A 12,034-nucleotide genomic window follows, 5' to 3' on the forward strand; every position below is an offset into this window, starting at 1 on the left:
GCAGATGCCCCATGGCCCCCATCCCACATCAACAGTTGCCACAACAGTATTATCGGAAGTGCGGATCACGGAAACAGTAGCATCATTACGATTGATCACATACACATAGTCTCCTGATGGAAGTGAACAGATACCCCAGGATGGATTATCCCCCACATTGATTGTTGCTATAACAGAATTATCGGAAGTGCGGATAACGGAAACATTACCATCCCCGGAATTGCATACATACACGTAATTGCCTGATGGAAGGGAGCAGATGCCACTGGGGGCATCGCCAACATCCACAGTTGCCACAACGGAATTGTCGGAGGTGCTGATAACGGATACATTATTACCCCCGGTGTTGCTTACATACAGGTAGTCTCCGGATGGTAGGGTGCAGATACAAGTGGGGGCAATTCCTACGTTGACAGTTTCCACAACATTATCCGGAAAAGTATTGTTACCTCCATTCGGACCAGTCGGAGTGCTGTCATCACAAGAGTTGAACAGCAGAAATAGAACTGTAATAAAAAGAGCTGTTTTGACTTTCATATGATTCTCCCGGGAGTATATGACTTCATTGGACTATGTCTTTTCTATTCATTTTCTCTTTCGTTACTACTGATGACAGAGAATTTGCTGACCGGAACCGTGTCATTTCCTTGATCCACTGATAAGTTTACAGTTTTTAATGCTTCTGTCAAGATTAAACGCTTCTGGTTTCTACTGTGCAAGCCGTTTGTGGAAATTTCGGAAAGATCCGGGTAAGTCGCTCAGCATGCAAGTTGAAGAAGTGTGGTGCGTCCCCGGGGGGAGGTCGGGATCAACTTTTTGGGATCTCACTGCCGGATTGTGACATTTCCGGGCATACCGCACAATTGCTTGTATAGACACCTCTTGAAATTCTGTCTCTGAGCGCCATGTAAGCAGGGCCGTTCCATATCTCGTGGAAACTGTTGCGGGACATATCTCCGAGCGGTTCGGAAGTATTCCAGTGCGGGCATGGATTTATCCTGCCGTCAGGGTCTATGTATACCCAGTTGTCGAGATAGGGGCATGAAGACAGCTTCTCAGGAGAAGATGCAGAAGGAAAGTTGAAGGAAAGCCCCAGTTCGGAGGCGATATCACTGGCAAGACGGATCTGCCTGAAGACCTCAGGTGAATCCGGATCTATCGTTTCCCCGGTCATGTCCAGCCCTGAAAACGGTATCAGTGGAACAACACCTACGGACACCGCTCCTACTCTGGAAGCGAGTTTCACGATTTCCGGCAGTTCATGTAAGTTGCTTCTCTGCAGTGTCACACTGAAAGAGAGCGTCGGAAACCTCATTCTTCTTCTGTCCCTCTCGCAGACCAGTTCCATCATATTGCCGATGATAAGATCCAGATCCGCACCGCCCCTTATCCTGGCATGGGTTGGAGGAGTGGCACCGTCTATTGATACGAACAGAGACGTAGGTGGGGACTCAAGAAGGACGCCGATGTTTTCAGAAGTGAGAAGGATACCGTTCGTCACAACCTCTCTGACAGGTACATCAGCCTGGTAGAGGATGTCAAGATATCTGCCGAAATCCGGATTGACGAACAGCTCCGCACCGCATGAAAGCCCGACGACAGAGGCTTTGGGGAACAGCTCGGTAGCGATTTTGTTAAATAGATCAGGATCTATATCATGCCACTTCCGGTCAGGATCCTTATCAGCCAACCGCAGGGAACACATCGAACAGCGAAGATTGCACCTGTTCGTTGTGTCCATCCTGATTATCAGGTTTCTCCTTCCCCGAAGTCTTACCCACGGGAAACGGACCGACCTTTGCAGATACTTGCCCAGTGTTCTTTTAAGATTCATTAATCATCTCTCCGGCATCTCCTGTTTCACTGTATCATACAAAGGAACATTACACATATTAATTGAGCATTGTCAATTCAGAATCTCTGAAAGCACTTCATTTGCTTGACATGAAAGGACTATTTCGGTACGCTAAAACAATGCAAATATTCTCTGCAAAGGGGCTGAACAATGTTTAAAAGATCTTTTGCTGTTCTTCTCTTCCTTCTTGCAGGTACGGTCGCCTCGGACTCGGCCACGATGTGGGTCTTTCCCGACGGAAGAGGCGCCATGCCAATCGAAACGGACCAGATCACCATGGAGGCTGAGAGTGTATCCATCGTGCCCACCGGAAACATGATCTACTATGATGCTCCTGAAATGAAGGTCACCTGTGTATTCTATCTCAGGAATCTCACCGATCAGACTCTGGATGTATCTGTCGGATTTCCTTTCGAATCGTTCTACGGAATGCACAATCATGGTGACAGAAGCAACTGGTATTACGACAGGGCTCTTGAGGAGATGTCCGGTAAGGAAGCCAGGGATGTTCCTGCAGATTCTATGGTGCCTGAATGGTTCATGTTCAGGGCATTTACTGATAGCGTGGAGTACGAGGTAGCCTATGAAAAAGGTATTGCCAGCAGGGATAAAAGGCTTGTATTCTGGCCGCTGATAGCCTGCTGGGAGATGCATTTCCAGCCGGGGCAGACGGTAAGGCTCGTTAATACATACAATACCGGATGGAATTACAGTTCGTATGCAAACTATACGGCTTCCTTAACTTACATTGTGCGCTCCGGAGCCTTCTGGACCGGCAGGATAGGTGACGCTGTCATCTCGATAACCCTGCCTGAACAGTACCCCTTCTCCATGCTTTCAGATTCAGTCTGCACATGGACGGACTGGAACGGTTCTCCACAGGTTGACGGAAACCGGGTCACCTGGCATTTCACGGACTGGAAACCGGTTGAGGATCTTACAATTACTTCATCCGGTCATTTATGGGTGGATGAAAGGGGTTTCGATTATGGTCTGTTCGGAAATGACTGCTGCTTACTCCATGAAACTGAACTCTACACCCGCTGGACACCGGAGGAAATTTACCCCGCTATCCTGGAAGTTCTTAATCACATAGAACCCCATCTGTCTGCCGAGACGGTTGCCCGATTTCTTGAAAACACCGTATACGGTATGTCGGGTCTGTGGTCGGAGGAACCACACAGTTACCTTTCTCAGATGCTCAGTATATATGGTTCCCTGCCTTTCGATCAGGAAAAGCTGGAAACCGTAAAGGAACTGCAGCGGTATTTCTCCGAATGCCGGGCTGTCATGGAGTCTGCAGAACTCGATTTCCTGCTGCCGATGACTGCTCTTCGAAGAGACTGGGCCGATGTGAACCTGGAGATGTACTGCAGCAGTCCCCGTAAACAGGCGGCATACCTGATTCTTCTTGAAAATATTGAAGATGCCGTTCAGGGAAGACCGATAATCGATCCCGCTCTGGAATCACTGTTCCGGCTAACGGGATGGTTTCTCTCCAATGAGACTTCACCGATGATCAGTCAATTCAGAACTCCTTACTCCTATACAGGTGAAGAGAGGGATACTACTTTCATTTCAAAAGAAGAGGTCAGAAATTTCTGGATGGACGGAGGGGGATGTGACCTGCCGCTTGTTCTGAGCAGTTGCCACGAAGACGGAGATATTCCTCAAATCACTGACCTGTCTGTTGAAACATCTTCAGAGCTTGCAGGCCAGGCGGGCAACGATTATTCAGCTGAAAATCTTACCGATGGAGATCCTGAAACCACCTGGGTCGAAGGGGAATACGGTTACGGACATGGAGAGGTAATAACCGTTTCAACAGATGGAGAATACATCGTTGAAGGTTTTACTCTGAGAAACGGTTACTGCAAACCTGGTGGTGCATGGCTGGAGAACGCAAGAATCAGGAAATTTCTGATATGTATGAATGATTCCCCTCTGATTGTGGCCGAACTTGAAGACACAATAGATTTGCAGGTCATCAGGCTACCTGGAAGTCTGTCCCTTGATGTGGATGATAATATTACATTTGAAATACTTGAGATATATTCAGGATCAATGTATCAGGATGCCGCGGTTTCCGAGCTCTCACTGATCGCAGCGCAATGAAAGGCGGTTTGCATGATCGATTCCTTTGAAATGCAGAAACGGTACTTCACCTCCCAGTTGAAGCAATTCAGGACAAAACCCGAGCTTAACAGAGCCAGGATAAAGGATTGCGAGCATTATCTTGAAATGATGGAGGAAGCAGGTTCTCCCACTGAGTTCAAGAATAGGATTCAGCAGACAGGGAACATGGTTTCAGCGGCAAAAGCCGAAGGTTTCGACAGGTACGATAACAGGGCTTTCATCTACGAAGAGCTTGAACAGAAGAGAAAGGCTGAAGAGGACAGGCTTCGGCTCGAGATAATCGAGTCGGCTGAAACCCATACTGAACTCAGTCAGAAACTCGAAGAATTTGAGCAGAACACAAAATTGTCATTCAATGAGAACAAGGCCATAAACTCTGTGAATTCGATTATCAGCGCTCTTTTTCATCTGAACACCGATGGGGCAGGTTCAAATGATGAAGAGCGATCACTGGTAAAATTCCATACGTACTGGAAACTGATGAACGAAGCTGATCCGGATGTCTCATGGGAGAAGATCATGACTTATAAACCATATAGAGACCGCACGATTTTCACCGATGAACAGATGGCAGTGCTTGAGAAGAAATTCATGGAGGTGTGCGATGGATGCCACGGTTAAGCAGATCCTGGACAGTTTCCGCTTCTCCATCGATAACTACGTTTCCAGCCTTGGTTCTTCCAATAAGAAACTGGTGCGGTCCAGGGAACTCCTTGAATTCCTCTGCGCGAAGGCCGATGAGGGCGCTGACATGACAGCAATAAGTGTGGATCCCTGCTTCGCGGAAGTGGCAGCTATTATTGGAGAACTTGCATCCGAACCCGCACTGCCCCCGGAAGAGCAGACTTCCATAAGTACAGGGGGAGATTCCGCATCGGATGAAGCTATACCTCCGGCAAGTATCGCGGCAGCCGGTTACCACATGGCTTACGATTCCATGGATTCCTCAACCAGGGAGAAGCAGGGCAGGTATTACAGCAGGATATTCGAACTTGAAGAAGAGGCTGAGAATGCTCTTCATTTCAATACTCTCATGGTCGAGGATGGAGTTCTCTTTGAGATGAGCAGAGAGCCTCTTATCGAAACAGCAAAGCAGACCCTGAAGCAGGCTGAGGAAGCTCATTCACCGACTGTTGACCACCAGCAGCAGGTTGCATTGGAGACTTATGCGAAGGTTGAGAGCATCGCCGAGCTTGAATTCCAGGGCACGCTCATGGCGGAACTTTCAAATGTCGAGCACGAATGGGATGCTCTTTACATCGAGGTTATCGGTCTTCTACCAGCCTGTGCTCAGGCAATAGAGGCGTTCGGACCAACGGATGATAATGTAGCGAAACTCAGGAACAGCCACAGGTTCATGCCGGAATTCATGGGCATCACCTGGGATGAGGTCTTTACCGATCCCAGATACCTTCTGTTCTGGAACGAAGTCCTCTGGCCGATTGTGCCTGCGGAGAAAAAGGATAAATACAAAGTGTACAGCGCTGAAGGCTGGCGTGACCTTCTGAAGGAAAAATTCTACGATCCATATGTGAAGGATGAGCCGGTTCCGAAGCCTGATCCAGCGAAGGCCCATATCAGGTTATGGAGAAAAGAATACCCTGTTCATGAAACCCTTGACCTTCTGAATGACCCTCCGAGACCGGTGATAGAGAGAGAATGATCATGGCAGTTTCATTGAAGAGACATGTTTTTCTATTAACTCTCCTCGCAGTACTTATCGCAGCCTGTCCGGCTGCGGCACAGTATGCAGGGATACCCGGAGAAATTCCTCCGATTCCCGATTCTTACCAGCTGGATGTTGATAGCATACAGCCCTTCTCCTCAGCCAAGGATATACCCGGTATAACCGATAAAGAGGCTGAGCATATGGAGAATCCCGCTGAGGGTGAGATCCTTTACAGTCGTGACGGGGTCACAATTGCCTGTCTTGAGCATTTTGAGTGCCGGTTTGATTTGACATATGTTTTTACTGGCGAATGGGGCCTGAATTATGAGGAATTTGATAACGCCGTATGTATCAGCCAGCTCAGTCCCTCAGGAAGGTTCTATGCGGTGGGACTCGATGGTACCGGTGCAAGCAGGGGACCTGTTTACGTATTTGATCTGGAAACCGGCGTAGAATACTGCACCACACCTTCCAGTGTATGGGGCTGCTCGGACTGGATTGAAGGGGACTATCTTCTTATAGAGAGCGTTGGTAGATCTGACTCTGTAATAGACATATGGAGGCACGGTGATATCGGGGACATGCCCTGGATAAACTACTCTTATTTGACCGAAGCGGAGGGATGCTCAAACAATTTCGTCCTCTACCGCGGCGGCAGCTCCTGGATGATTCTGCCTGAGGACAGGTATTACAACTACACGAGTAATGGAACTCCGGGTTCATACGAAAACGGGATTTTCTTTGATGTAACAGCTTCGCCGAATGTCATACCATCTCTGGCAGGGATTGGTTCAGGAGGAAGTAAATTCAGTGAATGGATCGATTCCGCAGGGGGATATGATGCAGCTTTCCCGAACTTCATTTTCCGGATTTATGTGGATACCTGTACAGACAGTGTTTCGGATATCCGGCATGTAACCACCGACATGGTTGCAGAGTGATATCTGAATACTATGAGAGGCGGAATTTTACCGATAGCGAAGAGACCGGTTTCTGTAAACTGATAAATGACCATTCCATGGAAGGTTTCCTGCAATGAACAGACGCGCTGTCCTGCTCGCTGCAATACTGCCAATGTTCATATTGGTTTGCTGCGGTGATACACCGACCTCACCTGCCGGGGAATACGAGATTCTGAGTCCGGTATCTCCACAACCTCGTGGCGACAGGCTCTTCGGAATAACCATATCGGAAAGCGTTAATGGATTCGAGAACTCGTTCGCTGTTGCCCAGGAGGCAGGGGTACAGATTGTTGAACTCAACATCCCATGGAACTGTATCGAAGTATCGGAGGGTGTATACCAGGATCCCTGGGGCGGCGTATTCGGAGCGACCTCATTCTACGGCGACAACGGCATAAGCCTGATGCTCGGTCTTGCCGTTATAAACACTGTTACAGCAACCTGTCCCGATTACCTGGAAGGCTATGACTGGAACTCTCCCGAGATGATCGAGGCTTTCAACAACCTGGTCGACTGGGTAGTTGAGAATATTCCCTCTAATGTGGATCTAATATGTATCAGCGTGGGAAATGAAGTGGATCTGTACCTCGATGATTCAGACTGGTCCGCGTACATCTCCTTTTTCCAGGCTGCGTCCGATCATATCACCGCCAATTACCCGGATATCGCGGTTGGAGTGAAGGTGACGGTAATGAATGGTGTTTTCGGCGGCGACTTTGCCAGAGTGCAGGAAATCAACCAGTACAGCGATGTAGTGATGCTCAATTACTATCCGCAGATTTCCGCATTTGTCGTTCTCGATCCCGATATCGTGAAATCGCATTTCGCCCAGATTGGGACTCTCTTCTCCGGAAGGGAAATCTGGTTCAATGAAGTAGGATACCAGTCCGGATCGGAGTACTGCGGGAGCAGCCAGACGAAGCAGGCGGAATTCTACCATCACCTTTTCACTGCATGGGATACAAACAGGTCTACAATCGGTCTTATCCTCATCGACTGGCTCCATGATGTTTCTCCCGAGGTTCTTGGTGAATTCGAGGAATACTACGGATCATCAGACCCTGCCTTCCTCGAATATCTTGCCACGCTCGGATTGAGAAACTACAACGACACCGACAAGTACGCCTGGGTGCAGCTTCTGGCTGAAACCGGCGCCCGAGGCTGGTAGCACCGCATAATCATCTAAATCGGTTTTATGGAGTTGCCGGATCTGGTTCGATCAGAAGGAAGGGTATGGTCTCTTCTTCGGTAATACTGAGATCACTGACCTCAACCTCGTAGCAGTGAGTATCATCTACAAGTAATTCACATCCATCGAATTCAACAAACCACATTTCGGGGCTATCCTCCCATGGACGCTCAAAAACTATACGCCCATCATTTAACGTACCATTCCATAGAAGCGGCTGGCACAGAGAAAACCGCAATGGTTCAAACCCGGTGATATATGTCCACCCGTGAATCAGATATGTAACCTGGATTACGATCTCTTCTTCGCCATTACATGGAATCTCCCACATATCCGCATAGAATCGGCGGGTTTCCGGTACCGCGCTCCGGAAGTCATCCTCTGAATCGAAGTGAGTTCTGTATACCTCTTCAGGGCACAGCCCGTGGCTGGTAACCGCTCTGCCTGCTTCCCCGCACCTGTGTATGTGAAAGACCGAATCAGCTGATGGATTGTACGATTCAGTTGCTTTATCAGGGTTATTTATATCGATGGGGTAGCCCCCGAGCATGCTTCGGGGTTCCATCAAAACTCCGTCGACCCAGAAGAATTCCAGCTCCCTTGTAAGTTCCGGAACTACTCCCAGATCAAGACATATAAGGATATCACATCCTGAAACAGGTGGAGTGAGTACAAGAGTTTCGCAGACTGTATAATCCCAGCGCATAGGGATGGGCGAAGTTTCATTCTTAATGAGTACAGGCTGGATTGTTGCATACCATGATTTCAGTACAGCAAGGTTTTCAGATGATTCTCCTTCGATCAGACCGTTGCTGTCCGCTCTGTAAACCGGACAAAGCCAGGAAGCGTATGAAAAACCTGCCAGACAAAAGATTAACAGAATTACTCGAAAATGCATTTCATCCTCCCCGGTTGATGTTATTAAATATGCGTGCTAACGCCATGTTGTAAAGACGCCAGGATTGGCAAATATCTGGTGGCTCGACGAATACATGTATAACTACAGATTGCTGTTTATCAGAAACGGATACAGAACCTATCAGCTGATCATGAGCGGAGATTGTGTAATGAGGAGTAGACCGTTTTTACTATTGGTCATTATTGTGTACTTGAAGTATTTTATCCTATCAGACGGAAAGCGGGAGAGCCGCACATCCGAGTCTGTGCGGGAAATCCCGGATAACCGATCCTTCTTCCGCGAATTGGCTATAATCATACTATTCTGTATACAAATTGTTAGATGGAGATATCATGAAATCGTACGATGTAGTTATTATAGGAGCTGGTCCTTCTGGAATAGTTACAGGTGTTACCGCTAAAAAGCAGAATCCGGAGAAATCCTTTCTCATAATAATGGAAGAGGAAAAGGGTCTTGTTCCATGTGGGATTCCCTACATTTTCCATGACCTTGATGATATTTCACAAAATCTTATGGGTCCTGCTCCCTTTGTGAAAGCAGGCGGTGAGGTTCTCGTCGATACGGTAACCGGTGTTGATATCCGTAGCAAGACTCTTGAAACCGGATCAGGAAAGCGTTTTTCATACGCCAAGCTTGTATTTGCGACCGGTTCAACTCCTACTATACCAACGTTTATCAGAGGTTACGATCTGGATAATGTTGAATACATCAAGAAAAGCTACAGCTATATCAATGGGCTTATGGATCGTATCGGACCAGCAGAAAATATTGTTGTCATCGGAGGAGGGTTCATAGGCGCCGAAGTTGCTGAGCAACTTGCAAAGTACAAGGAAAAAAACGTAACACTGGTTGAAATGGAAAACCACTGCCTGTTCCGCGCTTTTTCAGCAGATTTTGCGGCCCTTGCCGATGAACATCTTAAAAATGCCGGAGTGAATGTATCAACAGGTTGTACTGTTAAGGAGCTGCAGGGCAGCGGCGGTAAAGTTGAATCGGTGATACTGGAAGACGGTAGATCGATCAAGGCTGATCTAGTTATCTCGGCAATCGGATACAAACCTCGTACCGAGCTTGCGGGCAATGCCGGTCTTCAGTTGACCAGCAACGGCACAATCAGAGTTGACAGGTACATGCGTACAGAGGAAAAGGACGTATACGCTGTTGGAGATTGCGCCCACGCTTCCGGTTTCATAACAGGCAGAACGGATAATATAATGCTGGCCTCAACGGCTACAGCAGAGGCCAGAGTATTGGGTTACAACCTTTTCAGCATCAGTCTGCTCCATTCCTTTGCAGGAATATTGTCAGTATTTTCAACAGAACTTGACGGGTATGTATTTGCTTCTGCTGGAGCAATTGAACAGACAGCCAGGGAAGCGAACGTGGATTATGTTATTGGAAGATTCGAAGATGTTGACCGTCATCCAGGTTCACTTCCGGGGGCAAAGAAGATCAAGATCAAGATGATCGTTTCTCCTGAAAACGGGCAGATAATCGGAGGAGAGATCTACGGCGGCAAATCCGTGGGGGAGATGATAAATATAATCAGTCTCGCAATTCAGAAATACGTTACAGTTTACGAGCTTATATCCTTTCAGACCGGGACGCATCCCCTGCTGACTACTGCACCAACCAAATATACACTGGTCAAAGTATGCGAAGATGCCATTGCGAATATAAAGAACAGATTTCTATAATATGAATTGATCAGGTCTTGTTTGTCTGGAATTTCCAGTGAGATATCCTGGTTAGATATTCAGCATCATCATCCTTTTTGTACAGCTGAATGAGGATCCTTCAATCCTGCAGAAATACACCCCCGGGCAAGCATGGCGCCCACCGTCATCAGTCCCGTTCCAGACCATAGAATAAGACCCGGAGCTCATTGGTTTATCAATAAGAGTCGTAACTATTCTGCCGGAGATATCATAGATTGAGAGAGATACTGCTCCATCAGTCCCTGATGGAACATCAAAAGCAATGGTTGTTAAATAACTGAATGGATTGGGATAAATGTGAATCCCGGATAATTCAGGAATCGTACCGGATTGGGGCTGTGAGATCGAGGTTTCCGAACTCAGCTTTATCAGATAGATATTGTATTCGCCCGCATAATAATCATACGTAGTTCCGGCAATGATGAAGCCGCCATCCGTGGTCAAATCTACCGATCTGCCCTGATCAAGATCATCCTCTCCGACAGTCATTGACCATGCGGTATCACCATTGTCATCTGTTCTTATCACCCAGACATCAAAATTGCCTGCTCCAAAGGATTCAGTATAACCGGCGACGATATACCCGCCATCACTGATCTGCTGAACTGAACAGCCACAGTCTTCGTAGGCCCCGCCGAAAGTTCTCGTCCATACACTTTCGCCATCGCTGTCAGTTTTCACCAGCCAGACATCATAATCGCCAGAACCGAAGGATCTGGTATCACCCACGATGATGTAGCCGTCATCGGTGGTCTGCCGAACAGAATGACTGCGCTCGGTGCCAGTTCCTCCTAAGGTTTTCGTCCATGATGAAATACCGGTGCTGTTGGTTTTGATCAGCCAGAAATCACTGCTTCCCGCCCCGTAGGAATAGGTGTCGGCGAGAACGATGTAACCGCCGTCAGCGGTCTGCCGAACGGACATACCATTATCGTAATCCTCTGCTCCGAATGTTCTTGTCCATTCAGAATTTCCGTTGGAATCCGTTTTTATCAGCCAGACATCCCAGCCTCCAGCGCCATAGGATTCCGTCATACCGGTAATTATGTATCCGCCGTCCGCGGTCTGCTGAACCTCTGCAGCCCAGTCCCAGAATGATCCGCCGAATGTCTTTGTCCATAGAGTACTGCCTGCACTGTCGGTTCTGATGAGCCATATATCAAAACCGCCTGCTCCATAGGAACTGGTCATACCGGTAATGATGTATCCGCCGTCAGTGGTCTGCTCTACAGAGAATCCGCGATCCTCTCCGTTGCCTCCGATGGTTTCTGTCCAGAGTGTATCTCCGTTGCTGTCAGTTTTGATGAGCCAGACATCGAAGTTGCCTGCTCCGAAGGAATCCGTATCGCCGACAATGATGTATCCGCCATCTGCTGTCTGCTGAACGCATCGCCCGAATTCATAGATGCCTCCCCCGAAGATTCTTGTCCACTGCACTTCAGGTTCAACCTGAGCTGATGAAAGCGAGGTCAGCAATATCAATAAACAAAGCAACAGGATTCTTCTTATCTGCATCTATCCTCTCCTCAAGCTAAGAAGGTGGGGTCAGGTCCGAAATATAACCATTATCATCAATTTATGTAATC

10 protein-coding genes are annotated in these 12,034 nt (G+C 47.9%); 6 read left to right on the forward strand and 4 right to left on the reverse strand.

Going from position 1 to position 12,034, the window contains the following annotated elements; genetic code table 11:
- Together K8R76_05815 and K8R76_05820 are read right to left on the reverse strand one after the other, a co-directional pair.
- Positions 1-537: hypothetical protein (locus K8R76_05815; protein ID MCD4847688.1), on the reverse strand; the 537-nt coding region annotated here is incomplete at its 3' end.
- A gap of 271 nt (positions 538-808) precedes the next feature.
- On the reverse strand, positions 809-1,834 hold the full coding sequence (locus tag K8R76_05820; GenBank protein ID MCD4847689.1) for a radical SAM protein: 1,026 nt from the start codon (positions 1,832-1,834) through the stop codon (positions 809-811).
- Between the two features lie 171 nt (positions 1,835-2,005).
- On the opposite strand from K8R76_05820, the gene K8R76_05825 reads away from it, so the two are divergent.
- The 5 genes from K8R76_05825 to K8R76_05845 all read left to right on the forward strand — a co-directional run bounded on the left by K8R76_05825 (position 2,006) and on the right by K8R76_05845 (position 7,790).
- The gene (locus tag K8R76_05825; protein MCD4847690.1) at positions 2,006-3,970 is read left to right on the forward strand and encodes a hypothetical protein; all 1,965 of its coding nucleotides are present in this window, start codon (positions 2,006-2,008) and stop codon (positions 3,968-3,970) included.
- Positions 3,971-3,982: 12 nt separating this feature from the next.
- Entirely contained in the window at positions 3,983-4,612 is a 630-nt protein-coding gene (locus K8R76_05830; protein ID MCD4847691.1) for a hypothetical protein, read from the forward strand.
- Positions 4,596-5,654, forward strand: a complete 1,059-nt coding sequence (locus tag K8R76_05835) for a hypothetical protein (protein MCD4847692.1) — start codon at positions 4,596-4,598, stop codon at positions 5,652-5,654. The genes K8R76_05830 and K8R76_05835 overlap by 17 nt, the downstream gene beginning before the upstream one ends.
- A gap of 2 nt (positions 5,655-5,656) precedes the next feature.
- Positions 5,657-6,601: a hypothetical protein gene (locus K8R76_05840; GenBank protein MCD4847693.1), complete on the forward strand. Its 945-nt coding sequence runs from the start codon at positions 5,657-5,659 to the stop codon at positions 6,599-6,601.
- A 94-nt stretch (positions 6,602-6,695) separates the two neighbouring features.
- A complete protein-coding gene (locus K8R76_05845) occupies positions 6,696-7,790 on the forward strand; it encodes a hypothetical protein (GenBank protein ID MCD4847694.1) in 1,095 nt (364 codons plus the stop codon).
- Between the two features lie 25 nt (positions 7,791-7,815).
- Here K8R76_05845 and K8R76_05850 read toward each other — a convergent pair whose 3' ends face one another.
- Positions 7,816-8,709 carry a hypothetical protein gene (locus tag K8R76_05850; protein ID MCD4847695.1) on the reverse strand — a complete coding sequence of 298 codons (894 nt, stop codon included), beginning with the start codon at positions 8,707-8,709 and terminating at the stop codon, positions 7,816-7,818.
- Positions 8,710-9,062: 353 nt separating this feature from the next.
- Between K8R76_05850 and K8R76_05855 the strand changes: the two genes are divergently transcribed.
- Positions 9,063-10,427 (forward strand): FAD-dependent oxidoreductase, encoded by a 1,365-nt coding sequence (locus K8R76_05855; GenBank protein ID MCD4847696.1) that lies wholly within the window; start codon positions 9,063-9,065, stop codon positions 10,425-10,427.
- Between the two features lie 51 nt (positions 10,428-10,478).
- Here the strand turns inward: K8R76_05855 and K8R76_05860 are convergent, their stop codons facing one another.
- Positions 10,479-11,963 (reverse strand): T9SS type A sorting domain-containing protein, encoded by a 1,485-nt coding sequence (locus K8R76_05860; GenBank protein ID MCD4847697.1) that lies wholly within the window; start codon positions 11,961-11,963, stop codon positions 10,479-10,481.
- Positions 11,964-12,034 lie beyond the last annotated feature (71 nt).

Source organism: Candidatus Aegiribacteria sp. (genome assembly GCA_021108435.1).
Lineage (GTDB): Bacteria > Fermentibacterota > Fermentibacteria > Fermentibacterales > JCC-6 > Aegiribacteria.

Bases quoted from the DNA above. Each gene is read 5' to 3' on its own strand.
- K8R76_05830 (MCD4847691.1), top strand. From the start codon at position 3,983: ATGATCGATTCCTTTGAAATGCAGAAACGGTACTTCACCTCCCAGTTG.
- K8R76_05860 (MCD4847697.1), bottom strand. From the start codon at position 11,963: ATGCAGATAAGAAGAATCCTGTTGCTTTGTTTATTGATATTGCTGACC.
- K8R76_05835 (MCD4847692.1), top strand. From the start codon at position 4,596: ATGGATGCCACGGTTAAGCAGATCCTGGACAGTTTCCGCTTCTCCATC.
- K8R76_05825 (MCD4847690.1), top strand. From the start codon at position 2,006: ATGTTTAAAAGATCTTTTGCTGTTCTTCTCTTCCTTCTTGCAGGTACG.
- K8R76_05820 (MCD4847689.1), bottom strand. From the start codon at position 1,834: ATGAATCTTAAAAGAACACTGGGCAAGTATCTGCAAAGGTCGGTCCGT.
- K8R76_05850 (MCD4847695.1), bottom strand. From the start codon at position 8,709: ATGCATTTTCGAGTAATTCTGTTAATCTTTTGTCTGGCAGGTTTTTCA.
- K8R76_05845 (MCD4847694.1), top strand. From the start codon at position 6,696: ATGAACAGACGCGCTGTCCTGCTCGCTGCAATACTGCCAATGTTCATA.
- K8R76_05840 (MCD4847693.1), top strand. From the start codon at position 5,657: ATGGCAGTTTCATTGAAGAGACATGTTTTTCTATTAACTCTCCTCGCA.
- K8R76_05855 (MCD4847696.1), top strand. From the start codon at position 9,063: ATGAAATCGTACGATGTAGTTATTATAGGAGCTGGTCCTTCTGGAATA.